At 46.8% G+C, this 26,757-nt stretch carries 20 protein-coding genes; 11 read left to right on the forward strand and 9 right to left on the reverse strand.

The window, feature by feature from the left end:
* On the forward strand, positions 1-1,685 hold a 1,685-nt coding region (locus QT992_RS27340), incomplete at its 5' end, for a BamA/TamA family outer membrane protein (RefSeq protein WP_333378190.1).
* A gap of 501 nt (positions 1,686-2,186) precedes the next feature.
* Here QT992_RS27340 and QT992_RS27345 read toward each other — a convergent pair.
* Positions 2,187-3,521, reverse strand: a complete 1,335-nt coding sequence (locus QT992_RS27345) for a HEAT repeat domain-containing protein (protein ID WP_333322068.1) — start codon at positions 3,519-3,521, stop codon at positions 2,187-2,189.
* A 45-nt stretch (positions 3,522-3,566) separates the two neighbouring features.
* Positions 3,567-4,142 carry a CPBP family glutamic-type intramembrane protease gene (locus QT992_RS27350; protein ID WP_333322070.1) on the reverse strand — a complete coding sequence of 192 codons (576 nt, stop codon included), beginning with the start codon at positions 4,140-4,142 and terminating at the stop codon, positions 3,567-3,569.
* Between the two features lie 59 nt (positions 4,143-4,201).
* Between QT992_RS27350 and QT992_RS27355 the strand changes: the two genes are divergently transcribed.
* Positions 4,202-4,516, forward strand: coding sequence for an acylphosphatase (locus QT992_RS27355; protein ID WP_333341953.1), 315 nt, complete (start codon positions 4,202-4,204; stop codon positions 4,514-4,516).
* Positions 4,517-4,832: 316 nt separating this feature from the next.
* On the opposite strand, the gene QT992_RS27360 is transcribed toward QT992_RS27355, so the two are convergent.
* Both QT992_RS27360 and QT992_RS27365 read right to left on the reverse strand, forming a co-directional pair.
* Positions 4,833-6,146, reverse strand: a complete 1,314-nt coding sequence (locus tag QT992_RS27360) for a transposase (protein ID WP_333322073.1) — start codon at positions 6,144-6,146, stop codon at positions 4,833-4,835.
* A 217-nt stretch (positions 6,147-6,363) separates the two neighbouring features.
* Positions 6,364-7,011, reverse strand: coding sequence for a phosphoribosylanthranilate isomerase (locus QT992_RS27365; RefSeq protein WP_333322087.1), 648 nt, complete (start codon positions 7,009-7,011; stop codon positions 6,364-6,366).
* 133 nt (positions 7,012-7,144) lie between these two features.
* On the opposite strand from QT992_RS27365, the gene psaK reads away from it, so the two are divergent.
* The 4 genes from psaK to QT992_RS27385 all read left to right on the forward strand — a co-directional run bounded on the left by psaK (position 7,145) and on the right by QT992_RS27385 (position 11,562).
* Positions 7,145-7,429 (forward strand): photosystem I reaction center subunit PsaK, encoded by a 285-nt coding sequence (gene psaK, locus QT992_RS27370; protein WP_333040629.1) that lies wholly within the window; start codon positions 7,145-7,147, stop codon positions 7,427-7,429.
* A gap of 81 nt (positions 7,430-7,510) precedes the next feature.
* Entirely contained in the window at positions 7,511-8,707 is a 1,197-nt protein-coding gene (locus tag QT992_RS27375) for a site-2 protease family protein (protein WP_333341949.1), read from the forward strand.
* A gap of 81 nt (positions 8,708-8,788) precedes the next feature.
* Positions 8,789-10,738, forward strand: a complete 1,950-nt coding sequence (locus QT992_RS27380) for an adenylate/guanylate cyclase domain-containing protein (RefSeq protein ID WP_333341946.1) — start codon at positions 8,789-8,791, stop codon at positions 10,736-10,738.
* A gap of 38 nt (positions 10,739-10,776) precedes the next feature.
* The gene (locus tag QT992_RS27385) at positions 10,777-11,562 is read left to right on the forward strand and encodes a DUF928 domain-containing protein (protein WP_333341944.1); all 786 of its coding nucleotides are present in this window, start codon (positions 10,777-10,779) and stop codon (positions 11,560-11,562) included.
* A gap of 283 nt (positions 11,563-11,845) precedes the next feature.
* Here QT992_RS27385 and QT992_RS27390 read toward each other — a convergent pair whose 3' ends face one another.
* Positions 11,846-12,601, reverse strand: coding sequence for a biotin/lipoate A/B protein ligase family protein (locus QT992_RS27390; RefSeq protein WP_333341942.1), 756 nt, complete (start codon positions 12,599-12,601; stop codon positions 11,846-11,848).
* Between the two features lie 144 nt (positions 12,602-12,745).
* On the opposite strand from QT992_RS27390, the gene QT992_RS27395 reads away from it, so the two are divergent.
* Positions 12,746-13,072, forward strand: coding sequence for a thioredoxin domain-containing protein (locus QT992_RS27395; protein ID WP_333322083.1), 327 nt, complete (start codon positions 12,746-12,748; stop codon positions 13,070-13,072).
* Positions 13,073-13,299: 227 nt separating this feature from the next.
* Complete coding sequence (locus QT992_RS27400) at positions 13,300-14,523, forward strand: LL-diaminopimelate aminotransferase (protein WP_333322085.1); 1,224 nt, start codon at positions 13,300-13,302, stop codon at positions 14,521-14,523.
* A gap of 584 nt (positions 14,524-15,107) precedes the next feature.
* Here QT992_RS27400 and QT992_RS27405 read toward each other — a convergent pair.
* Positions 15,108-15,506 (reverse strand): hypothetical protein, encoded by a 399-nt coding sequence (locus QT992_RS27405; protein ID WP_333322089.1) that lies wholly within the window; start codon positions 15,504-15,506, stop codon positions 15,108-15,110.
* 127 nt (positions 15,507-15,633) lie between these two features.
* Positions 15,634-16,440, reverse strand: a complete 807-nt coding sequence (surE, locus tag QT992_RS27410; RefSeq protein ID WP_333322090.1) for a 5'/3'-nucleotidase SurE — start codon at positions 16,438-16,440, stop codon at positions 15,634-15,636.
* 390 nt (positions 16,441-16,830) lie between these two features.
* Here surE and pheS point away from each other — a divergent pair, with 390 nt between their 5' ends.
* Positions 16,831-17,835 (forward strand): phenylalanine--tRNA ligase subunit alpha, encoded by a 1,005-nt coding sequence (pheS, locus tag QT992_RS27415; RefSeq protein WP_015177077.1) that lies wholly within the window; start codon positions 16,831-16,833, stop codon positions 17,833-17,835.
* 239 nt (positions 17,836-18,074) lie between these two features.
* On the opposite strand, the gene QT992_RS27420 is transcribed toward pheS, so the two are convergent.
* Complete coding sequence (locus QT992_RS27420) at positions 18,075-18,545, reverse strand: hypothetical protein (protein ID WP_333342592.1); 471 nt, start codon at positions 18,543-18,545, stop codon at positions 18,075-18,077.
* Between the two features lie 864 nt (positions 18,546-19,409).
* Entirely contained in the window at positions 19,410-22,934 is a 3,525-nt protein-coding gene (locus QT992_RS27425; RefSeq protein ID WP_333322096.1) for a response regulator, read from the reverse strand.
* Between the two features lie 1,997 nt (positions 22,935-24,931).
* Between QT992_RS27425 and tnpA the strand changes: the two genes are divergently transcribed.
* The gene (gene tnpA / locus QT992_RS27430; RefSeq protein WP_333286416.1) at positions 24,932-25,330 is read left to right on the forward strand and encodes an IS200/IS605 family transposase; all 399 of its coding nucleotides are present in this window, start codon (positions 24,932-24,934) and stop codon (positions 25,328-25,330) included.
* Complete coding sequence (locus QT992_RS27435; RefSeq protein ID WP_333342587.1) at positions 25,323-26,624, forward strand: transposase; 1,302 nt, start codon at positions 25,323-25,325, stop codon at positions 26,622-26,624. The genes tnpA and QT992_RS27435 overlap by 8 nt, the downstream gene beginning before the upstream one ends.
* Positions 26,625-26,757 lie beyond the last annotated feature (133 nt).

Raw genomic sequence — 26,757 nt, forward strand, 5'->3', positions numbered from 1 at the left:
CAGCATCTGTCAACAACGGGCAAGATGCCCGTTCCACAAGAGATGAATTGTTTTGTGGCACAGGCATCTTGCCTGTTGATAAAAAGCTGATTGAAAATGGTGCAGCATCTCTCAAGAACGGTGCAGCATCTGTCAAGAACGGGCAAGATGCCCGTTCCACAAGAGATGAATTGTTTGGTGGCACAGGAATGTTGGCTGAAGTACGCGCGGTGCAGCTATCCCCTAGGGAATCGCCCTCACTCAAGTCCAGCCACAATAAAGATTTTACATCTCTGTTAAAAACTCCCGCGACGCTGGCGACCAACGCCGAAATCCCCGAAGCAGTAAACAGCAACGCCCGACAGCTAGGCGGTACTCGACAAATCAGTCAAGCGGGCAATGCTGAAGGCGTTTACGTTGCTGATGTGAAAATTCGCTTTGTCAATTCCAGAGGCGAAGCTGTTGATAAAAAAGGGAATCCGGTTGAGGGCAGAATTTCGGAAGATTTTATTCGAGGTGAGCTCAAACTCAAGGCGGGGGATAACTACAGCCCGTCCGTTGTACGATCGGATTTGCAGCAGTTGCAGCAATTGGGATTGTTTGAGAAAGTTACGGTTTCGATCGAAGAAGTTGGCACGGATGTTAATGTAATCTACAACGTTCAAGAGCGATCGGCTCGCTCTTTTAGCGTGAGTGCCAGTCTTAGTGATGATGTGGGCGTTGCTGTTCCTCTTTCCTATACCGATCGAACTTTCGGTACAACCCCGCAGCGGCTGGCGGTGGAACTTGAGCCCAGCCTCCGAGGTATCCAGTACGATGTCCAGTTTGTCAGCCCTTACGTTGCCGCCGAAGACCGTTTGGGATACAGTGTGAGAGCTTTTGGCGATCGCAGAATATCGGAAATTTTCAACAAAGATATTGATTTGCCCAACGGGAACCGAGTTCGGGAAATTCGGATGGGGGGAAATCTCAGGTTTACCAGACCTTTGGGCGATTGGCAATCGACTTTGGGATTAAATTATACAAATATCAGCACGCGCGATCGCAACTTAAATATCGCCCGCCGCGACGAACTCGGCAATCCTCTCACATTCAGCGGCAGCGGCGTTGACGAGTTATACACTGTTTCTTTTGGTGCGATGCTCGATCGGCGGGACAATCCCTTCAACCCCACCAGCGGCTCGATTCTCAGCCTCAGCACCGAGCAGTCGATACCTCTAGGGCGAGGTAATATTGTGAGCAACAGGCTGTTAGCAAATTATATACATTATGTACCAGTAACTTTGTTCGGCATCAGCGAGTCAGAAGCCTTGCCCGAAATGCTGGCTTTTAACTTGCAAGCGGGGACGGTAATCGGGGATTTGCCACCAACGGAAGCTTTTCGCCTCGGCGGCCGCAATTCCGTGCGGGGTTACGATAGCGGGGATATTGGCAGTGGCCGGAGTTATTTTTTAGCTTCCGGCGAATATCGGTTTCCTGTGGGTCAAGATGTCGGCGGCGTGATATTTGTTGATTTTGCGTCGGATTTGGGAACGGGAGATAGTGTACTGGGAAAACCGGCCGTAGTCAGGGACAAACCGGGGACTGGGGCTGGTGTTGGGGTGGGTGTGAGGGTGCGATCGTCCTTTGGATTAATTCGCTTAGATGTGGGTGTTAGCGACTCCGGCGACATCAAATTTATACTCGGTACAAAGCAGCGATTTTAAATTAGTCATCAGTCACGAGTTAACTGTAGGGGCGGGTTTGACCAACAATATTTGATAACCGCAAACAATCTTGTAAACCCGCCCCCACACAACCGATAACCCAGATTAACCTGATATTCGAGCGAATCCAAAAAATGTAGATTCGGATTTGCCGCCCAAGTGGGGGCGGGTTTATTATATTGTTGGTTTCTGGCATAGATAATTGGTAAAACCCGCCCCTACAGGATGCGTGAAGATACAAGAAGCGATTTCAATCGCCAGTTGCTAAAAAAGGTTTCAGCCTACGGTTTTAAACAGCGCCGTGTCGGTGATTGCTGCGTCGGATTGGGCGAGTTGTCGATCGAATAATTGAGCTGGATTTCTTTGCTCAACCCAACCGCCACAGTTTGTGGTAGTAATCGAAATTGAGTGAAATACAGCACCTCGGTAAGGACACAACCATGTTGTATCCCTACTGTGTTGTAGGCAATTGACAATTGCTATATTTATCCTCGTAAATCCTTAACGCTTTGGTTTCTTCAGATCAACAGTTTTCGGCTTAGCCGCCGGAGTGCGCGGATAAAACTTAAACTTATTGAGCGCAGCACTTGCCGATTTTGCCACACCGCTATCTATATCTCGCAAAGCTTTTTGTAGCAGCGGAATCACTTTTTCAGACTTAATCATTGCTAGTGCTTCCACAGCAGCTTCGCGCACCTCCGGGTGAATATCTTGAGCTAATTTTCCCAAGGTTTCTATTGCTCGCTGACCTTCCGATCTCAGAGCATTAGCAGCAGCCATTTTACCTAAAGCAGACGCTGCAAACTTGCGAGTTTCTTTGTCCTGACTTTGAACAAATCCCATCAACTGCGGCAGGGAATAGCTTGGTGCTTGTCTGGCAATTGGAAGCTGTTGTTCGACTTCGGGTTGATGTAAATCAGTTGATTGTGGTTCCGAAAAATCTGTGTAATTTAACTCTTCTTCAACTTCTGTTTGATTTAACTCACTTGACAGTTGCTGCCAAACTTCTTCTTGTGATAAACCTTCGGCAAATTCTGTGGAATTTAACTGACTGAACGGCTGCTCCGGGACTTCTTGTTGTTGTACATTACTCTCGTACTGCTCTTGCAAAGACCTGATAGTAGCTTGCATCTGAGCTTCGTGAACTCTCAACTGCTCGTGAGCCGCTTGCAACTGACTCTCGTATTGCTCTTGCAAAGCCTCCATATTTAACTGCATCTCAACCTCGCGGTTCTCATATTCCTCGGCAGTTTGCCTCAAGCGAATTTCGTGTTCATTTTGCAAGTTTTGCAAATGTTGCTCCATCTGAGCTTGATAATTTATATGCAATTCGTCAGCAACTCTGAGTAAATGATGTTCGTGTTCTGCTTGCAAAGATTGGATATTTTGCTGCATCCTAGCATTGTTAGCGGCTTCTAATTCCTCGCTGATTTGTCGGCGCAGCTCAGGCTCGTGTGCGCTGACAACTTGTTGGAGCTGACTGTCGCGTTCTGCCTGAACTTGTTGGAGCTGACTGTCGCGTTCTGCCAAAACTTGTTGGAGCTGATTTTCGTATTGAGCGGCAACTTGTTTGAGCTGGTTTTCGTATTGGGTAGTAACTTGTCTGAGTAAATTTTCGTGTTCGATAGTAGCTTTTCTAAGCTGATTTTCCCGTTCTCCTTGCTGAGATTCGACAGCTTGTCGCACCCGAGACATCTGAGCTAATTCTATTTCCTCAGTAATTCTGCGAGTTTGCTGCAAGTATTCTTGTTTTTGCTTGTTTAAGCGCTTTTCCACTAACCAGTAAGCAACTGCTACCCCTGCCAAAAAACCTACGATCGCGCCTATGATACCCACAACTGAGATCCTCCCGACAAAATAGTGATGCTGGACTTTTTACATTTAACCATACAGCCTCCTGTAACCGCCCAGTAGCAACAGCCACGCTGTCACTGCTAGCCAGTGAACCGCCACCGCAGGCCAGATAGAACCGCTTTGCAGGTATGCGAGGGAGCACGCAACTCCCAAAATTGCCGCCAGTAGCAAAAATACTGGATTCATAAAGGTCGATCGACCAACCGGGTAAAAAGTCAGCGCGTTCAGCGGGTGGTAAACTACAAAAACCGCCAAACTCGCGCATCCCCAAAACCACAGCATTAACCCAGAAGCCTTCTCCAACGGGTGCGGCAGCATTAACACCCGGAACAATAATTCCTCGGTGATGCCCGGACTTAACAAACAGCCAAGAAGCACTCCCACAATTGTACGCCGAGAGGTTTGCACGTCTACTTTTAGAAATCCCGACCAAAAACCCACGGAAAGAGCGATCGAAGTGTAAACCAGCGCGAGCATAGCTGCAACCAGCCAATCGGTGAAATCGGGAATAGTTGAAAAAGCCTGGGTGACGCGGCGTATCAGGAATCCCGGCAGCGCGTGAAGCGGAGCTATCCCGAAGGGAATCGCACTAAAATTTAACATAATCAAACTGATCCTTAAAATTTTCAAACAGATGTTAGCAGTAAGTTGAGCCGTTTATTATGCCAAACCAATCATTGTCGCCAGTCAGAGTCCGCGTTTTTGTTTCGGGATTAGTTCAAGGAGTAGGATTCCGATATTCAACGAGGAATCAAGCAAAGTATTTCGGCCTCAGCGGCTGGGTAAGAAATCTCCCCGATGGGCGCGTCGAGGCTGTCTTTGAAGGCTCCAAAAAAGCTGTGGAAGGAATGATTAGTTGGTGCCGCCGCGGCCCCACCGGTGCTACGGTTAGTGAGTTGGTTTTGGAATACGAAGACCCGGAGGGCGATTCCCTTCAAGATAGCTCGCCTTCACGCACTTTTGAGATCCGGCGATAAAACAATAATCGGCATAAACTGCGGTTGAAACCGCTACTGTAGAAACGAGGTCTGCTTTGTATAAGGCAGGCTTCGCCCACACGGACTAAAGAATGAATCGCTTGACACTCACTCGGCCTGAAGGCGCAAGGATTCTTGAGGGATTTCTACCTCAATTTCCCTATTTCTAGGGTTCCCAGACTCCTCACGTTTGCTCAAATGAGCGTGAGGATATCTTCTGGGCGTTTAGGCGCGAACGCCCGGTTTCGCGGAGTCCCCGCGTACCAATTTCAAAGCCCGATCGCAAATAGTTTTTGCTGCACCGATATCGGCGTGTTCATGATATCCACATGAGCGTGCAAATGAACTTTTCGCCATCTCTGTTTGACTTGTCGATATGACCGCATTTCCGACATTCTTGGCTGGAGTATTTGGGATTAATTTTGATTACGACCTTTCCTTGCTTTGCAGCCAGATACTCGATCTTTAGAATTAATTCAGCCCAACCCGCGTCAGAGATAGAACGGTTTAAACCTTTCTTTCTTGATTGCCCATTTTTCAGGAATCTACCTGTTTTTTCGTCAGCCTTTACTCGACATCGGCGCATCATCCCGGAAATATTCAAATCTTCCAGAGCAATCGCGTCAACGTTGCGAGAAACTATTTTATTGGCAACCTTCCAGTGGTAAGCTTGACGCTTATCGCTAATCTTCTGGTGGAAAAGTCCTAGTTTCTTAGCTGCTTTCTTGCGGTTTTTACTATCCTTCGCTTTTCGGCTAACCCGTCTCTGCCTAATTTTTAGAGTGCGCTTAGCTTTTTTGGCGTTTGAAAACTTGGGATTTTCAATTTGAGTTCCATCTGAGAGATGGACTAATTTTGTAAGCCCCAGATCGCAGCCAATTACTTTGACGACATCCTTAAGAGATTTTGTCGTGTAATCGGGGACAGACTTGTTTTCAATGCGGACGGATATGTACCAGCCATTTTGTCGCTTTCTTACTGTACACGCTTTAATGGTAAAGCCGTTGGGAATTGGGCGCGAGTTATAAAAACGCATCCAGCCTAACTTTGGTAAGTAGATTTTACTGCCTTGTATTTTTACCCCCATCACGAAAGTAAAAGAAGTAAAGTTACTGCGGTTTTTGAACTTAGGAAAGCCACGGCCCTCGAAAAAATTTTTATAGGCAGTGTCCAGCCGTTTGACGTTTTGTTGTAGAACTGTCGAATCTATCCCAGCAAACCAGGGTCTAGCTGCTTTTAATTCTGGCAACGCGGTGATTTGAATGTCGCCTGGGTTGCGTCGGGGGTTTTTGATCTTCCCCTCTTTGTCTGTTTTTCCTGTTTTCCAAGGTTCTCCCGTGGCACCGTTTTTACTGACACAACTGGTCAATGGACAGGCTTCACTTTGCGTTCTAATGTCGCAATAGTTACCTTGAATGAACTGTTGACTATATTGAGTGATTCTGTCATTAAGACACCAGTTGAAGTGACTTCGCAACATATCCACCCAATTGGACATTTTTAAGTCTTGTATTTGATTGGGGCGCAACTTGTATACATAGTTTGTTAACAAGTTTAACTCCTCCTTTTTTGAGCTACTGTTAGTATATAGTGAAATGCTTGCGTGCTGGTATTTTTTATATTTCTTCACCAAAGATGGTTTAATGTTTATACTTCTACTTACAAAGCCGTCCTATAAGGATGGGGTTTTAGACCCATTTCTCTGATAAAAAGCGCGAATTGGGTATTGGCAATTTAAGCTAATCCGCATTTAAATTGCATAGTAAAATAAATTTTTACTTGGGTGGGGAGTAGGGGTTGGGCATCCTGCCCGCCCTCAACATACAAATTAAATGCACAACAGCTTATCAATGATTAGCAAGTTGACTTAAATTAGCAAACAACTGAGCAACTTTGGTCAAATCTTTATCTCCCGGCGCTATTTCTACCCCGCTAGAAAGGTCAACACCGCTGAAGTTATTGCCGATCGCACTATCAATTGCATTTAAAATATTATCGGGTGTTAAGCCGCCCGCCAGCAGCCAAGGACACTGCGGTCTAAACTCTGATAACATCATCCAGTCGATCGTTTTACCAGTACCGCCCAATTGCTGTGGATGGTAAGCATCCAGCAGTAAAGTATCGACACGAACAGCATAAACAGCAGCGGTGGCTAAAGTTTCAGGAGTCTTAACTCTCAGGGCTTTGATAATTTCAATTCCCGGCAAAAACTCGCGCAGTCGATCGCAATATTCCGCTGTTTCATCTCCATGCAACTGCACCCCGCTTAAATTTGACTCTGCCGCTACTTGACAGATATTTTCTATTGTGGTGTTGGCAAAAACGCCGATGCGATCGACATTTTCCGGCAACTGCTCGACAATCAGGCGAATTGTTTCTGGGCTGACATAGCGGGGGGAAGCCGGCACGCAGATAAACCCCAAAGCCTGGGCTCCCAAGCGGGCGATCGCAATTCCTTGGTCTAATTTAGTGATTCCGCAAATTTTAACCCGCACTCTTCCTCCTCGCTTCCGCATTTGTATCAAAATATCAACGAATTGTTAACTATTAAAACAAATCTTAGTTTAATGCAAACCGCTTTTTATAATCTTGGAAATCAATTTATCTGTGAAATCAGGAGATAAGAACATGATCACCTCATCTTTGCTGTTAGCCGTACAATCTACCGCTCCCTCAACACCGGAGTGGTCGCCACTGGTAGGACTGACAATGATTTTATGCAATTTGCTGGCGATCACGATCGGCTACTACGGCATCTCCAAGCAAAACCGAGGCAAAGGCCCAGCTTTACCCGTTGCACTCCCTGGAATGTTCAAAGGCTTCGGCGTACCAGAATTGCTGGCAACAGCCAGCTTCGGCCACTTGCTCGGAGCCGGAGTAATCTTGGGCTTGGGTAACGCCGGAGTTCTGTAAAAATCAGGGGAAAGGCAAAGGCAAGGGGTGAGAAAAGATATAATAGAAACTCTTTCTTGCTCTCCTTTCCCAGGAAAATTCATGCAGACAGGTTGGCGAATCGGCTCTTTATTTGGCATCCCCCTAGTTATAGATTATTCGTGGTTTATAATTTTAGCCTTAGCAACCCGCGAATACGCCAGCAGTTACCGCCTGTGGGGGCCTGCGCTCTCTTGGAGTGCGGGGTTAGCAATAGCTCTGCTACTGTTTGCTTCCGTGCTCTTGCACGAACTCGGACACAGCTTGGCGGCGATATCGCAAGGCATTAAAGTTAATTCTATTACCTTATTCTTATTTGGCGGAGTAGCTTCGATCGACTCGGAATCAAAAACTCCCGGTCAAGCTTTTCAAGTAGCCATTGCCGGCCCTCTCGTCAGCTTTGCGCTGTTTTTAATCCTCGGTTTGGGTTCTCAAGTTCTTCCCCCGAAAAGTTTGCTAGGAATTGTCACCGAAAGGGTAGCACTAATCAATCTCGTTTTGGGATTATTTAACTTAATTCCCGGTCTGCCTTTGGACGGAGGACAAGTTTTAAAATCAGCAATTTGGAAAATCACCGGCTCTCGATTTGCCGGCGTTCGCTGGGCGGCAAAAACAGGACAAGTTTTAGGTTGGCTGGGCGTTGCTTTGGGTCTGAGTTTATGCTTGTTAGCGCGCGAGTACGGCGGCTTGTGGATTGCGCTGATCGGCGGGTTTGGCATTCGCAATGCCACTGCTTATAGCAGATTGACTTCACTGCAAGAAGCCCTGCTCAAAATTAAAGCCAGCGATGCGATGAGCCGCGAGTTTCGAGTTGTAGATGCAGATTTGACTCTGCGAGAATTTGCCGATCGATATTTGTTAGAAGTCAATCCGTTTCCATTTTACATTGCAGCGACCAACGGCCGGGATTTGGGCTTAGTGTCGATCGACGATATCCGCTTCACAGAACGCAGTCAATGGCAAGTTCAGACTTTGCACAACATTTTGAAACCCCTGGGAAAAACCCCCACAGTCTCGGAAAAAGCCTCCCTTGCAGAAGTAATTAACAGCATGGAAGCGCGTCAACTCCCCCGAATCATCGTCCTCTCGCCGATTGGTTCAGTAGCGGGGACGATCGATCGGGGCGACGTGGTTAAAGTTTTGGCAAAATACCTCAAACCCCAGATTTCCGAAACAGACATCAAGCGCAGCAAAGAAGAAAACAGCTATCCGCAGGGATTGCAATTAAGTGCGATCGCCAAAACCGCACAGGAAAATTAAAAATTGGGCATCGGTAAGGGGCCTCAGCGATCGGTTAAGATGTAGCAAACTTTGTCAATGAGGGTTGAAGCAAAAAATTTTATGCCCAAATTCTTTAAGAGAATTTATCATAAATTGGCGGAGAGACGTTGGAAAAACTTAACTTATTTCTTCCCCTTCCCTGACTTGCAACCTCTTGCTATTATCTGGATTGTCGTGACCGGAACTCTATTGGGAGTGAGGCATTTAGGCGGGTTGCAGCCACTAGAATTAAATGCTTACGACCTCATGGTGCAGTTGCGGCCAGATCGGGGCCCTGACCCCCGGTTATTGATAGTTGAAGTCACCGATCGGGACATTCGTGCTTTAAACAGATGGCCCATTTCCGATCGCGTTTTAGCAAAAGCGATCGCCGAAATAGCGCGTTTGGAACCCACAGCTATTGGTCTCGATATAATTCGTGATATTCCCTACGAACCGGGGAGTGCAGAATTAGCAACTCAACTGAAAAACCCCAAAGTATTTCCCATTACCTTCATCGGCTCCTTAAAGTACGATCGAGTGCAGCCACCTCCCAACATACCCGACAAGCGGGTAGGATTTAACGATTTGTATCTCGATCCAGATGGTATAGTGCGTCGTAATGTGATGTCTATTGGCGATGGTAAAAACACGTTTTATTCATTTCCCTCCCGGCTAGCTTTTGCATATTTTGATAGCCAAAAAATAGAATCTAAAGCCACAGAAAATAATGAATTTATAGTAGAGAAAACAGTATTTTCAAAGTTGCGCTCCAACTCAGGAGGTTATCAGAACATTCCTGCCCAAGGCTATCAAATATTGCTCAATTACCGCTCTCATAAAAATATAGCAGAAACCGTGACCATAACTCAAGTTTTGGAGGGCAAAGTTGACCCCAAATTGGTAAAAGGTAAAATAGTCTTAATCGGGGTAACAGCCCCAACTGTAAAAGATATTTTTGCTACCCCTTACAGCGCTACTAAAAACGGTAATTTCCCGGTGCCTGGGGTATTAATTCATGCAACTGCCACCAGCCAAATTCTCAGTGCAGTTTTAGACGGCCAAGGGCTATTTTGGTATTGGGATGAATGGCAAGAAATTCTCTGGATCGCTGTGTGGAGTGCAGTGGGTGGCTGTTTAGCTTGGCGGCTAGAAAAATCGCTGAATTTGATCGCGATCGCGATCGCAGCTTGCGGCTCATTATTCGGATTCACCTTTTTCCTCTTCATGCAACAGGGGTGGATACCTCTAATTTCCCCTGCTATGGCACTTTTAATCACCGCAGGAGTCGCAGTTACCTATAAATACGAGCAGTCGAGGCAACAGCAAGGGATTGTGATGAAATTATTAGGACAACAAACATCACCGGCGATCGCAAATGCCCTGTGGAAAGAGCGCGTCCATCTGCTCGAATCAGGGTTATTGCCCGGTCAAAAAGTTACTGCTACCATCATCCTCACCGACTTGCAGGGTTTTAGTACAATCTCCGAAAAACTACCGCCAGAAGTGGTAATGAGTTGGTTAAATGAGTATTTATCAGCAATGGCGCAAGAAGTCCAAGAACATCAAGGCGTGATTAATAAATTTACCGGAGATGGAATGCTGGCAGTATTTGGCGTACCCATTCCCCGGACAACTCCAGAAGAAATTGCAGAAGATGCTCGCCTTGCCGTATCTTGCGCTTTAGCCATCAGTTCCCGCTTGCCAGAAATGAATCAAAATTGGCTCACACGCGGTTTACCGGCCGCAAAAATGCGAGTAGGCATCTTTACAGGGCCTGTTATGGTGGGTAGTCTGGGAGGCACAACCCGTTTAGAATATGGAGTGATCGGCGACAGCGTAAATATTGCCTCTCGACTCGAAAGCTGCGAAAAGGATCGGCACGAGGACACTTGCCGGATATTGATTGCAGAAGAAACCTTTCTGCATCTGGCGGACAAATTTGAGGTAGAATCTTGGGGAGCTTTACCGTTAAGAGGCAGGGAACAAAAAGTTAATGTCTACCGGATTTTGGGAAGGAAAAAGAAATAAAAAGAGAGAATCTCTCCCTACAAATTCATGGAGTTAATGTGAAAACAATTACTAAGTTTCTCATCAATCTGACATCAGTTTGCTCAATAGTATTGATAGCTACACTTAACATTTCTCAAGTTGCAGTTGTGGGACAGCCGATAATAAACACACCTGACCGGCCACCCAACCCTATACCGGGAGGGCCGCGCTTCGTTCCGCCCCGTGAAGATATTGATGAGCAGCCCCCCACTCAACCGGGACGCCCTGTGCGCGGTGGCTGCGCGAGCATTAGTCAGCTAGGTCTCACAGCCTTAGTGCCTACAAATAAGATGGGACGGACTGTTTCCGACTATCCAACGTTCTTTTTCTACTTGCCTCAAACAGAGGCCGAATCAGCCGAATTTATCCTACAAGATGAAAGCGGCAAGCAGATTTATAAACAGGATCTCACAATTAGGAATTTATCAGGGGTGATCGGCGTTAGTATTCCCGCTAACCAAAATGTGCCGCCCTTGGAAGTAGGCAAAAGTTACACTTGGAATTTTACAGTGATTTGCGACTCTCTAGACCGATCGGCAGATCAGATCGAAAGCGGTACTGTACGGCGAGTTGAACTCAGTGCAGATATCCGCAGTCAATTAGATCAGGCAGATCCGCGCCAGAAAACCGTTATTTATGCTGAAAAGGGGATTTGGCAAGATGCCCTCAGCACCCTAGCTGCCGCTCGCCGCGATCAACCTAATGATACAGCGCTCAAGGCTGATTGGGAAAGCTTGCTGGATTCAGTGACATTGGGCAAAATTGCCAAAGAGCCGATCGTTCAAACTCAGCCACAGCCATAAGCTGTACTGCATTTAAATTTAACTTTTTTGGTGGCGTTAGAGAAACGGGCCAGAAGACTGTTAATAGAAAGAAGTGTACAAGTTTTTAACTTGTATCAGTAACAGCCAAGATGGCTGTTCTACAATAAAAATTCTTTCTTGTGGAACGGCCATCTTGGCTGTTCCCAAAAGGCGGCCGACTTTTTGACATCCCCCACAATAATTATTCCAAAAATCTCTTGTGGAACGGCCATCTTGGCTGTTCCCAAAAGGTGGCCGTAAAGCCCGCCCCCAAATATGCAGGTTAAAAAATGTGAAACAGCTTATTAGTTGTTAACTCCCAAATATCCTGCCATTCCTCTTCTGAAAGTGGCTGCACTTTCAAATCAATTTCAAAACAGCGACAAGCCGCCGCACTCAAAACATCAATGACAGTAGCAATCAAATCATCTCCTCCTTCAGATAGAGGTAATTGCACAGGAATTAATTCCTCCCCAAACACTTGAGAAAATAATTTAACATCCGGCTGCAAACGCATCGAACCGTGCTGCAAAATAGCATCACCCCGTCGCAATTGCGCGCTACCAATTAACTTGCAACCATCAAGTGTAACTAAATCTGCACCCGTCGCAGTACCAAAACAATTCGGATTGTGAATATAACCCCTTCCAGCTTCCCCGTATTGCAAATCCAAACCCATCGCCCTCCAACCATCAATCAAAAACTCGCAAATAGTCTGATAAGCTTTCATACGGCTGCTTCCAAACCCCGACGCCACAACTGCATAAGTTAAATCCCCTTGATGCAGCACAGCGCGCCCGCCGCTGGGCCTCCTCACCAACTCCACAGGCATTCCCCCCCAAGACAACTGCTGCCAAAACTCCGGCCACCTGCGCTGATGGTAGCCCAAGGAAATCGCCGTCGGTTGCCAAGTGTAAAATCGCAGAGTTGGCGGATGTTTGCCCGCTAGATGCTGTTCCAGTAGCCATTGGTCGATCGCCATCTGCACGCTACCAGACGCCGACAACAGCGGAATTAAACGCCATACAGAATGAGCCATCAGTCGCGAGTCCTTAGTTTCTACTCAATAATTCGCAGAATGTTTTAAAATTAGTAACAGTTTTTTGGGCCTGTCTTCTAAGTTGGTGCAAATTTCACCCCCGCCGGTGCTTTAGAAATAAATAGAAAAAATAATCGCAGAACCATGAGCAACAGTGTAATTGTCATTAACGACGAAAAATTTGAAACAGAAGTCCTGAAAGCAGAGCAACCAGTGCTTGCCTATTTTTGGGCTAGTTGGTGCGGGCCTTGCAAACTGATCGCGCCTTCGGTAGACTGGGTGGCGGCCAACTACAGCGATCGGCTGAAAGTGGTGAAAATGGAAATTGACCCCAATCCTACTACTGTCAAGCAGTATAAAGTAGAAGGAGTCCCAGCTCTCCGGCTCTTTAAAAATGCCGAAGTAGTGCTTTCCCACGAGGGAGCCATTACTAAACAAACTTTAATCGGTTTGCTCGACGGTCACTTATAAAGTTTGGAAATGATTCGGGAGTTTCCAACTCCCCACTCACAATTATAGCAAGCGCAAATATTTTTTTAACATCTCTCTTTTATCCTCGATATTCCTCTCTGACTCTGCGCCCTCTGCGCTCTCTGCGGTTACTCAACAAAAATCCCAAAGTCAATAAAAATGCCATATAAAAAATAATTTAGATCCGATAAAAATAGTCCTTAAAATCTTCCAAAAATATAGAAAATATGCAATTTGCCAAACGTTTAGAACCACTGCAATTTAATGTATTTGCCGATATGGATCGGGCAAAAGCTCAAGCTAGAGCAGCGGGGCAAAATGTGATTGACTTGTCTCTGGGTTCTTCGGATTTGCCGGCGGCTGCTCATATTACAGATGCGATCGCACATTCTCTGTCCGACACCAGCACCCACGGCTATTTGCTGTTTAATGGCACAAGAGATTTTCGGGAAGCAGCAGCTATTTGGTACGAGCAAAAATTTGGGATTGCAGTCAATCCAGAAACAGAAGTGCTGCCGTTAATTGGTTCCCAAGAAGGCACGGCGCATATGCCTTTAGCTGTACTCAACCCGGGAGATTTTGCTTTGCTGCTAGATCCGGGCTATCCTTCCCACGCGGGCGGTGTGCATTTGGCTGGCGGTCAAATTTATCCGATGCCGATATTAGCAGAAAATGCCTTTTTGCCGATATTTGAAGATATTCCGACAGCAGTGCTTGCTCAGTCGAAGATGATGGTTTTGAGCTATCCTCACAATCCTACAACTGCGATCGCCCCGGTTGCTTTTTTTGAGAAAGCTGTGGCTTTTTGTCGAGAACATCGGCTGGTTTTAGTTCACGATTTCCCTTATGTGGATTTGGTATTTGACGATTCCGTAGGGGCGGTGCCCCCGTGCCCGCCCTCTGGTAACGAGGAAGAATATCGAAAATTGATGGCACCGTCAATCTTTCAGGCGGATCGAGATAAGAGTGTGGCGATCGAGTTTTTTACACTATCCAAATCCTACAGTATGGGAGGTTTTCGAGTCGGATATGCGATCGGCAATTCCGAACTAATTGCAGCGCTGCGACAGGTAAAAGCCGCAGTGGACTTCAACCAATACCGAGGGATTTTGAACGGAGCGATCTCCGCATTAAGCGGCCCTCAAGATACCGTCAGAACCAGCGTAGAAACCTTCAGAAAACGGCGGGATGCCTTTGTAAACGCGCTACAGGGCATCGGCTGGCAAGTACCCGTACCCCCTGCCACCATGTACGTCTGGGCGAAACTGCCGGAACCTTGGGCCCGAGATTCCGTGAAATTTTGCACTCAGCTAGTACAGAGTACAGGAGTCGCAGCTTCCCCCGGTGCCGGTTTCGGGAAATCAGGAGAAGGCTACGTGCGATTTGCCTTAGTCGAGTCGCCAGCAATTTTGGAAGCAGCAGTTAGAAAAATTGCTGAGTTTCTCAATTGAGTAGAGCCCTACGGCGAGCGCCGTAGGGACACGGCGCCGTGTCCGAGGCGTGTCAACTTAAGCTTTTAGTCCGCCAGTCCTCCCGCTCACCAGGCACTCTTCGCCAGGGAATGAATTCCACGGGGCTTATAGCTAAAGTCCTCTCAAAAAGGAGTGAAAAACTCATTAGGATCGCGAATTAAATAACTTACAATTTTAATTGTTATTGTGGGATGGGCGTCCCGCCCGTCCAAAAAGGACGGGCGGGACGCCCATCCCACTTTCACGAGTGGAAGTTATTTAATTCTCATTCCTTAGTCGTCTTCAGACGACTTTAGCTTTGAGGCAGGGGTTTCAACCCCTGTCGGACTGTCGGACTATCGGTTGCACGTTAAGTTGACACCTATGGGCACGGCGCTTTCCCTACAGGGGTTAAAACCCCTGCCGGACTGGGGTTTTGACGTTTTTGGGCACACGATGAAGGCCACGGCGTCTAAGTGCTTACCCATAGCTCAAGATGGATGCAATGGCTAAAATAGTGTGATTTCTACCTAAAGGAATAGATATTTGCACGCAGTATCTGTCAGAATTTCTTTTAAGAAATGTTAACGTGAGACATCTTGGGAATTACCAGTTCCGCTCACCCACTCTAAAAATCCTTGAAGTGAATTCTGTCGGGGTAGCGATTGTTCCGTAGCGGCGAGCGCAAACCCGAAAAAGACCACACTGCCCAAAATGGCAATCAGCGGCAAAGGCTTACCCAGCCCAAAGTCCCGCTGAAGGCGAGCTAACGGTCTGCTCTCGCGCCTGAGCATCTTTCCTACCGTCAGTTGTTTGAGACTAAAAGGATCGCGCACAAAATGACCGCTCCAGCTAATTACCATATGAGAATGGCAGTGGGGGCAAGTGAATAGTCCACTGACCATCCCGACTGGGCCTACGACGCTGGAACGGTTGCAGATCGGGCAAGTGACAGAATGAGTGTTATAGGTGGGAGCGTTCATAACTGTTTTTCTTGAGTAAAAAAAACTAACAAGTAATTGGTAGCCTGTGTTAACGCTTAAGGTATAGACCTTGAGAGGCACTTTTCCTTAATTCCTAGTTTACCGCTCCAATCGGGTCGATCGGAGCTCAATCCTTGGGAAAACCTTCAAATTGCCAATCCCGCAACGAGTGCAAGTCTGGAGCACAGGTGAGATTATATTGCAAGGGAGTTACGGTTATTCTGTTGTCGCGAATAGCTTGTACGTCTGTAGGAATATCATGCGGCACCGCCGAATCGGCGATTTCTTCTACATCTTCTAACAATTCGCCAGCCAGCCAATAATAAGTTTTGCCGCGCGGATCGGTGCGCTTTTGAAATATGTCGAAATAGCGGCGAATGCCTTGACGGGCGATCGCAACTCCGGTAATTTCAGCTTGTGAGACTGCAGGTATGTTGACATTCAACAGCATCGGTTTCGCCATTGGCTGTTTTTCCAACTGTGCCAGCAAGCTGACAGCGAAATCCACCGCCGGCCCAAATTCCTGCGAAGTAAAGCTCGCGAGGCTGAAAGCAATGCTGGGAATACCTTCCATAATTCCTTCCATTGCTGCCGAAACCGTACCCGAACAGATGATATCCGTGCCTAAATTGGGCCCGTGGTTGATACCGGAAAGAACAAAATCCGGCGGTTTGTCAAGTAAAGCCCACAAAGCGAGTTTCACGCAGTCGGCGGGAGTACCCGAACAGGCCCAAGCTTGGACTCCGGGCTCAAAAATAGATTCGACAATTTCGGCGCGGATGGGTTGGTGCAGGGTAAGGCCGTGGCCGGTAGCGGAGCGCTCTCTGTCGGGACAAACTACGCTCACATCGTGGCCAGCGGCGGCGAGAGCGTTCGCGAGGCTGCGGATGCCTTGTGCAAAGATGCCGTCGTCGTTGCTAATTAAAAGTTTCATTGAAATTTTTATAGGCCTTATAGCAATCTTAAACTAGATTCAACTACGGCGATCGCTCTAACATCGAATTACTTATTACAAATTATCCGTAACTGCCGAAAATCTAAAATCTAAAATCTAAAATCTAAAATCAACAAGCTGTAGAGCCAAAATTGCGCTAAACTCAACTTGGCCCAAAACTGCCATCAATCTAAAATCTAAAATCTAAAATCAACAAGCTGTAGAGCCAAAATTGCGCTAAACTCAACTTGGCCCAAAACTGCCATCAATCTAAAATCTAAAATCTAAAATCTAAAATCTACCAGACTGTAGAGCCAAAATTGCGCTAAACTCAACTTGGCCCAAAACTGCCATCAATCTAAAATCTAAAATCTAAAATCTAAAATCAAAATGACTGTCCAGCTAAGCGACATTGAAACTCAACTAGAAACCCTCGGTCAAGAGTCCAAAAGTGCGATCGCCACTGCCAATACCCTAGAACAACTCGAACAGTTGCGCGTCGGCTACCTCGGCAAAAAAGGCCAACTCTCTCAAATTTTAGGCATGATGGGCAAACTGTCGCCAGACCAGCGGCCCAAAGTAGGTGCGATCGCCAATACAGTCAAAGAAGCCCTGCAAGCCGATTTAGAAGACAAGCGCGCCGCCCTCCAAACAGCCCAAATCCAAGCCAAATTAGCCTCAGAAACCATCGATGTCACCATGCCGGGGATTTTTCGCCCCCAAGGCCGCGTTCACCCCTTAAACGCCGTCATAGACCGCGCTCTCGATATTTTTGTCGGCCTCGGATACACCGTCGCCAACGGCCCGGAAATGGAAACCGATTATTACAACTTCGAGGCGCTCAACACCCCGCCAGACCACCCGGCGCGGGATATGCAAGATACATTTTACCTACCAGGCGGCGACTTACTGCGGACTCAGACATCATCAGTGCAAATTCGCTACATGGAACAGCACAAACCGCCGATTCGGATTGTCTCTCCCGGCCGCGTTTACCGCCGCGATACTGTCGATGCTACTCACGCAGCAGTTTTCCACCAAATTGAGCTTTTAGCAATTGATGAAGGTCTGACATTTACTGATTTGAAAGGCACAATTAAAGAGTTTTTGCGGCAAATGTTCGGGCAAGATTTGCCGATTCGTTTCCGCACGAGTTACTTTCCCTTTACGGAACCTTCGGCCGAAGTGGATTTGCAGTGGAACGGCAAATGGCTGGAAGTTTTGGGCTGCGGAACGGTCGATCCTAATGTTCTTAAAGGAGTCGGTTTAGATCCAGAAAAGTATACTGGGTTTGCAGCCGGTTTTGGTGTCGAGCGGTTCGCAATGGTACTTTATGAAATCGACGACATTCGCCGGGTTTATGCTAGCGATTTGCGTTTTTTACGGCAATTTTAAAGCATGGTTTGGGGTCGGTTCTACAAACCCTCTAGAGATTTTGATTAATCTACATCAATCTTTCAGCTTCAAGTAAGCAGACAAGGGCGAAAAAACCAGAAGATATGGTGGGCGGGTGAGTGCAAGTAACTCTTGCTATCCGACTTCTTTCAGGTCAAAACCCGCCCCCTCACATCAGTTTATTTATGCCCGCTGACTTAAGTAGACAAGGGCTTTGCACTTACCTACTTATTTATTTTCTACTTGCTAAAAACACCCTTGATGCTGTCAACAGCGCTCTCGACAGCATTCTTGGTATTATCTACTGCTTTCTGAGTCCGAGCTGAATCTTCCGATGCTCTTTTCTCAATGGTGGCCGCATCTTTCTTAGCTTTGCGCTCTACCACACTACCATCCTCGGATGCTCGATCGACTTTAGAAGCATTTGTCTTAGCCGTTTCCTTAACCTTCTCTTCTGTATCTCGGATGAAGTTCTTGGCTCGTCCCGCATCTTTGCTGGCTTTTTCTTGAACCGCATCGCCCGCATCTGCTGCTGCGATCAAGTTTACAGTAGGAGAAGCCATTGCTGCGGTGTTCGAGAAGAACGCACCAGACCACACGAAGGCCATCGCTGACACGCAAAGCACAGTTGTAGCCATCAAGCGCCCGACAGTCGAAAGCCGTTTCGTAAAATAATTCAGTTTCATAGAATACAAAAGGAGATATGACATTCTATTTTTACTCGATTTGAGCGATCGGCGGAACCGTTCTCTAGATAGAGGTTATCCACCGACGAGCTGTTAAAAAAGTTCCCTCTTTTGATAGATTCAAGCCAAGAATGTCAGTCTAGTTTAGATTTTAGATTTTAGATTTTAGAGTTGACTCCCCAGCCGCCATTTGGAATCTTGAACTTGGGTGAGTCGATTGTAGATTTTAGATTTTAGATTAAACAATTGATGTCAAATCTGTTAGGCTCGGAATTATTCATAAATCTCTTATTATCTGCGTTAATCAGCGTCAATCCTTTGTCATCTGCGGTTAAGCAATTTTCTTTTTTTTACCGCAGATGAGGGCAGATAAACACAGATTAACGCAGATGAGTCCACAACCAAAGCCCATATCAGCGCGCTTAAGTAGATAGGCGGGAAAAATTATCTTTATGCAACTAAATATTAACTAGCGTGATTAAAGTTAAATTTAACACATTGTTTATGGCCAGTAAGTAGGTGCGACAGTCAAGCTATCATCAATGGGGCGATTGTTTTCATAAAATATCGCTTCTAAGGAGCGTTTCACGGAGTGACCATCGCTTTGGGTTACATACATAGGGAGCATCTCATATTTGTAAAAATACTTCTTCTGGCTCCTTCCTTCTTCTGGCTCCTTCCTTCTGCCTCTTTCCTTCTGCCTCTTTCCTTCTTCCTCTTTCCTTCTGCCTCCTGCCTCAAAACTCCTGCCTCAAAACTCCAATTTCTAGCGGAGGGCTGCAAAGGTGAGATGCTCCCCATACATATTTTGCCGCTCATCTACTGTATTTAGGAATAGGTTGTTCCCGAAATTGTGCGTGGGATATCAACATATAATACTTATAATGACTAATCACAATTTAGTAAAAAAGTCAATACAGTTTCATCAATTCCCTTTAGTTTCAAAGGCTTATATTTAACAATGCGATTTTCCTCAACATAATCTGCAACCGCCGCCGAAATTAGCACCGTGTTTGGTTCCGTCACCTCTTGCAAGCGGGCGGCAATATTCACGCTCGGCCCGATCGCAGTATAATCCGATCGATCGGGGCCACCAAACATCCCCACCACCGCAGTACCCTGGTGAATTCCGCAGCGAAACCGCACCGGAGGCACGCCATTTTCCCCAACAATTCCCTGCTCCAACCAGCCCTTGTTAAGCTCCTTGAGAGCTCGCAGCATTTGGTCAGCAGCAGCCACAGCGCGGCGTACTTGCTCATTAGGCGTTAGTTCCTCCGGCGCGCCAAAGAAAGCCATTACCGCATCTCCAACAAACTTGTCCACCGTACCGCCGCTGTCAAAAATAGCCTTAGTCATTGCCGCCAAATATTCATTCAACAGCTCAGCTACCCGGCGCGAGCGCAGCGTATTTGCCATTTGAGTAAAACCGACAATATCGCTAAACAAAATAGTAATCAATCGCGGTTCCGGGCGCAAATCCAAGGCCAAATCTCCAGCGGCGGCAGCCTTCACCATCGCCGGCGGCAAAAATCGGCGCAGCACCGACTCAGTTAAATAACTGTTCAACTGCTGCACTCGGCGCTCGTTTTGTTTGAGGGCGATCAAATTCCGCACTTCCGCCAACAATTCTCGATCGTTAAAAGGCTTGGACAAATAAGCATCCGCACCCCGTTCTACTCCTTCAATTCGAGTATCTTCGTCGGCTTTAGCAGTCAGCAAAATTGCCGGAGTTCCCTGCAATTCCTCATCCTCTCGAATCATCCGAATCAAATCCAATCCCGAAATCAAAGGCATCATCAAATCAGTTATAATTAAATTAGGGCGACGTTTTTTAGCCACCGCAAATCCTTCTTCTCCGTTGCGCGCGAGCAAAACTGCAAAGCCGGCATCTCGCAGAATGGCCGACACATAAAATCGCAAATCGGGATTGTCGTCAACTACCAAAACCGTTCCCACTGCTGTTTCCGATCTGACAGGTTGGAGCGGCTCAAAGTTATGATTTTCTGCCTCATTTTCCGATAAATCCGCTTCCACATCGGCCAGTTCCACCGCAGCTTTGGATGAGTGAAACTCCGCAGGTATTTCTAGTACCTGTTCCGGGGGCAAGTGAGTCGAACCGAAGTGCAGCCAAACGGTAAAAGTAGTACCTTCGCCGTAAACTGATTCAACTGAAATTTGACCGCCGTGGAGTTCGACTAATTCTTTGACAAGTGCCAAACCTAAACCGCTGCCTTCGTAGGAACGGCTTGCTGAACCTTCGGCTTGGTGAAACCGCTCGAATAAATAGGGAATTTGTTCGGTGCGAATGCCGATACCAGTGTCTTTTACTTGCAACAAGCAGTGAGCGCCGGCCGATTCAACTTTCAGGGTGATAGTTCCGCCTTCTGGGGTGAATTTAACAGCATTTGATAGCAGGTTGTAAATAACTTTGTCAAATCTTTCCAAGTCCAAATAAAGTAAAGGACATTCTTGCAGTTGGGTAATTAAGTGCAGTCCTTTTTTCTCGCAGTAGGCGCGGAACGACTCTGCGGTAGAGTAACAGAAACCGACTAAATCGCAGGGGCGGAAACTCGGCTGCATCCGTCCGGCATCGAGCCGCTGCAAGTCCAGCAGTTGATTTACCAAGCGCAGGAGGCGGCGGGAATTACGCAAAGCGATTACGGCTTGTTCGTAGGGCAAGTCTTCTTTGCGCCTGCAAGCTGATTCCAGAGGGCCGATAGTTAGAGTTAGAGGCGTGCGGAACTCGTGGGAGATATTTTGGAAAAATTCGGTTTTGAGCCGATCGGCTTCCAGAAGCCGTTCTGCCTGCTGTCTGGTAGTCTGGTAGAGGCGCGACTGCTGCACGGCAAGAGCAGCTTGAGTTGCGACTATTTGAGCCAGGTCAATGTCTGAGATGTTCCAGCGGCGGATGCTGCAATTTTGGCGCAGGGAAATGCTGCCGATGATTTTGCCTTCTGAGAGTAAGGGAACGACTAACAGGGCGCGGGCTGGCGATCGAACTTGCAGTTCTGTAACATTTAACTCGGGGTGTTCGTCGAGGTCTTCGATCGCCACCGGCTCTTTTGATACCATAACTTGCAGCAACACCGGATTGCCCCGAATCGGCACCAAAGACTGTGGCAAAGAAGGATGGGCAAAAACCCAGGCGCGAGTGTTAGCAGCAGCATCGCCAGAAGCCGTGTCGTAGCCAAGAGGGTTCGCAACTACCTCTGGATTGTCAATAAAGCCCTGTTCTACAGCCACGGTATCCCTCTCTGTGTCGTATAACCCCACGCATTGGACGTATTCATCATCTTCTGTCCACAGAGATAGGGCGCAGCCGTCAACTTGCAAAGCTTGGCCGAGTTGTTGAGTAATGGCTGCAAAAATATTTTGGGGATCGAGACTCGATCGAATTGCCGTAGTAATAGTATTGACTAAGGCCTCGCGCTTTGCCAGCGCCCGCACCTGTTCGTAAGCCCGGGCTTGAGAAAGCGCCAAAGCCGCTTGGTCTGCCACCGTAATTACCAACTGTACCTCGTGGTCTTGCCACTGGCGCCGTCGATCGAACTGGTGCAGCGCCAAGACTGCCATCAGTTCCATTTTGTAAAACAGCGGTACGATCAAGCTCGATCGAATATTCGCAGCTTCGTAAGCCTGCTTTCGTTGGTGATTATCCCAGTTTAAAACTCGATCGTCAGTTTGGGCATCTTGAATCACCTCCACATCCAGAGTTTCCCAAACCAAATCCGGCAGCAAATCCGGGGAGAGTTCGGCAGCAGAAGCCTCTGGGGGCGTGACTTCCTCATCGCCCCGCAACCCTTTTGTTTCTGCCTTCTGGTAAACGAACCACTCATCGGCCACCCGGCCGTCTTGGAACGGCCGCAGCAGACAGCAACTCACCTCAAACATCTGCCCGACAGTTTCCACAATTCTTTGCAGCATTTGCTGGTAATTGGGAGCCGATCGGATAGTATTGGTAACGGCATAAAGCAGCGATTCTTGGCTCAAAGCACGGCGCAGTTCATTGGTGCGCGTTTTCAGAAGATTGTGAGTCTCAACAGCTTGACTGACAAGATTTATCAGCTCTTGAGCATCCCAAGGCTTGGTAACGTATTTGAATACTTTGCCAGCGTTAATAGCTTCAACTAAATCTTCAACATCCGTATAGCCAGTTAAAATAATTCGGATCACGTCTGGGTATTGAGCCGCCGTCAGGCTGAGAAACTCCGTACCGCTCATTTTTGGCATTCGCTGGTCGGAGATAATCACCGCAACTTCTCCCTCTTTTGCCAAAATTTCGAGAGCAGCGGGGCCAGATTCGGCTCTGAGCACTTTGTAGTCTCGATGGAAGGTGCGGTAAAGCAAGTCGAGGTTATCCGGTTCGTCATCGACGATCAGAATTTTTAGCTTAGGATTTTCTTGGGAATTCATGCACCGTTCTCCTGTGCCCCGGGGCTGTTCGATTTAATAAGTCCGATCAAAGGAAGAATTCGCCGATTTAAATTGCTGAAGTCATACCATTTTCGATTTTCGATTTGCGATTTTCGATTGCGAATGAGTGATGACATAAGGCTTGGGATTTTGCCTAGAGGGCCATTATTTTGGGAAAATGGTATCACAATAATTCGTGGATATGAAGTTGTTGTGAGTAGGCCGAGGCAAGCATCAACCTTGATTTTTGATGTCTGGGTTTTCAATTCGGAATTCTTCTGAGCCACAGTTATCTGTCGTGCACCCCAATTTTATTATTTAATGATATTCATATAAACTCGTCTCCCGATAAGTTTTTTTCACCCCTTACCTTTATGCAGCAATACAGCAAACACACATCTGGCCATTTTAACGGGAGCATCTCAATGAAAGCAGCCCAGCTAGAAATTGGAGTTTTGAGGCAGGAGTTTTGAGGCAGGAGGCAGGAGGGAAGAGGAATAAGGAAGGAGCCAGAAGAAGTGTTTTTACCAATATGAGATGCTCCCATTTTAACTGCAGTCTGGATATCTCAGAATACATAGGAATAACCGTCCTGATTGTGAGTTGATTTGCCAAAATTATGTTTGAGCCTGGCTCCGGGGAGTGTTTTATTTGGTATGTGAAAGCTGCCCGCAGCAAGATACAATAGACAACCAACATCTTCGCCGGTGTTTTTTCCCACAATTAACAGCAACTTTAACAGTCAGCCAAGGATACCGACCACAATCCGGCGCCGAGCCCCTGACTGATATTCGGGGGTCGCCCACAGACCACAGAGGTGTCTGTGGGAGTGACGCAATTGCTGTACCATTTTAGTTAGACTTGCACTTTTTTCCCCGATCTCGGCATTTTTTGTGCCTGCTGCAGACCAACCCCCAAGCCAATTACTGCGGCGAAACACCGCAAGATCGAGCATCCATCTGTTAATCTTAGCTAGGGATGTACTCTGTGGAAACCGATCGGTCGATTTTAGATTTTAGATTTTAGATTTTAGATTTACTCCACAGATGAATCGCGGAGCTTGAACTAGGGTCTAAAATTTTGATCTCTCCACGACGAGTGTCGGTGACTTGTATCGGTTTTTAGGCAGGGTCAATCAGCTCGATCGAGGTTTTGAAGGTCTCGCGCGCAGCAGAGTATCGAACCGAGGGGGAAAACGCCTGCCGACTGTTTCCAGGCATCCAAATTTAAATTGGAGGTTGAAAAAGTACCCAGTAGCTCAACAGGTAAGGCCGGTTCGATCGGGGACGGGCGATGGATAGCCCAGAACTGCTGAAAGCTGGGGTGCCAGCCCGGGGGGCGGCGGGGAACATCCGACGCGCGATCGTGCCCGGTGTTACTATGGTCAGTCGTTGAGTTTTTCAACTACCGCTTGACCGAAGAACGAGCCCGCCGGGCCCCTGGCTTTAGACACGGGGATAAGTCGGTAGCGGTTTCAACCGCCTGAGCGTGTTTGATATAATTCAAACAGCAAGTAAGAATAACCATCTACGCGAAGAATCATCAAGCGTGCGGAGAAATCCCGGCAACGGAGACATCCGCCTTTGATGCGGAATACTTAAAGGGCGAATAATGGCAGGGTGAGGAGCGTACCTATCTGGCGCAAGCGATGGACTCTGAAAGTAAGAAACACTCTAAAAGTAAGCGCAATTGCAATATCTTTGATACGGGTATTGTTTTGAGCGTCTAGGGGGACTTTTGCCTGTCCCTTCCAAGTTTAGCTTGGAGAATCCCCCAGCTTGGGCCGTGGGGAGTGTCAAAGATAAATTATATTCGATCGGGTATTTCCCTAAGCAGAGAGCGGTAGGATTCCGGGAACCTGACCGAAGAACGAGCCCGCCGGGCCCCTGGCTTTAGACATTGGGATAAGTCGGTAGCGGTTTCAACCGCCTTCAGTATTTAACAATTCTTAAGGCAAAATTAGTGTAGTATGCAGATTAGTGCTGTATAACTCTACTATGAGTGTTAATTACAAATCAAATAAAAATGTTGTCTACTCGTGCAAGTACCACATTGTGTGGTGTCCGAAATATCGTCGCAAGGTTTTAGTTGAGGGGGTCGATGCCCGTTTAAAGGAGATATTGTTAGAGGTGGCGACTGAGTTTAACAGTGAATTAATAGAAATGGAAGTAATGCCAGATCATGTTCACCTCTTAGTCGAGTGCGATCCTCAATTTGGAATTGCCAAGCTAATTCGATACATGAAAGGACGCTCTTCCAGATATCTCCGTCAAGAATTTCCTTGGTTAAAAAGTCGATTGCCAACCCTGTGGACGAATAGCTACTTTATTGCGACTGTTGGCGGTGCGCCTATTTCAGTAATCAAGCAGTACATTGAGAATCAAAAAAATGTCTAGCTATGGATGTCAGCAAAATTTAATTAGTCCAAATCGAGAGTTAAGAAGCGTTCTAGAGTTTGTATGCGAAGAGTCGAACAAACTAGCCAACTGCGGGACTTACTACTCTCGACAACTGTATTTCAAGACCGGGAGGATTCCCGGCAAGTATGACTTGCACAAATTATTCAAGGAAAATCTTCATTTCAAAGCGCTGTATTCCCATGTTGCTCAACAAACGTTGACCAGTGTTGCGGAATCTTTCAAGTCATATATTGGATTGCTCAAGGGAATCAAAAGTGGCACAGTAACGCAACATCCTAGACTACCCAAATACCGCAAAAACAGCTTAAAGCTTGTGACCTTCCCAAAGGCAGACGTAAAGCTAAAGAATGGGCAATTGAGGTTCCCATTAGGCAGTAAGGTTAAATTGTGGTTTGGAATTAGTGAATTTTATTTGCCGATGCCGTCCAATCTCGACTACAAGACAATTAGAGAGATTCGTATTTTGCCAAGAAAGGGACAATTTTATGCCGAGTTTGTCTACCAACTTCAGTCAAGAGCGATTGAATTAGATGTCAGCAAAGCTCTGGGTATCGATCCAGGGTTGAATAATTGGTTAACTTGTGTTTCCAATGCGGGAACAAGTTTTATCGTAGATGGACGGCATCTAAAATCATTAAATCAATGGTATAACAAGCGAGTTGCAGCGATTAAAGAGCATAGACCTCAAGGTTTTTGGTCTAAGAGATTGGCGCATATTACAGAGAAGCGAAACAGGCAGGTCAGAGATGCAGTTAACAAAGCGGCTAGATTAATATTGAAACACTGCCTAGAAAATCAGATAGGCACAGTCATTTTTGGCTGGAATAAAGAAATGCGTCAAGAGATTAATCTTGGCAGCAAAACAAATCAAAATTTGGTGCAAATTCCTACCGCTCGATTGAAAGATAGGATTTCCCAACTTTGCGAACAATATGGCATTCGGTTTATCGAAACCGAAGAAAGCTATACGAGTAAGGCGAGTTTTTTAGATTCGGATGAATTGCCTAAGTTCGGTGAAAAAACTGAAGGGTGGAAAGAATCTGGGAAGCGCGTTAATCGCGGATTGTATCGTTCTAAAGATGGAAGCAAAATCAATGCAGACTGCAACGGTGCGGCGAATATTTTGCGAAAAGTAGCGGCAACTTTAGGGTTATGCCTTAAAAGAGTCAGTAGAGGCGCTTTGATTTCGCCTTTGAAGGTTCGTATTTGGACTCTTCAAGAATCCCCGTCCCTGAGCGGGCCCGGGAGTATCAAGTTAAAACCTTTGTGATTGTTTTTAATACCTTGCCCGCTAAGCTGTCGCGCATTTAATTTGTAAGCTACTGTTTACTTAAACTATTGTGATGCCGGCCGAAAGCCAGGGATCGAGCTTCAATTTAAAGGCCAAATAGCTTATCCACCAA

This window comes from Microcoleus sp. T3_D1 (assembly GCF_036700405.1).
In the GTDB taxonomy this organism is placed as follows: domain Bacteria; phylum Cyanobacteriota; class Cyanobacteriia; order Cyanobacteriales; family Microcoleaceae; genus Microcoleus.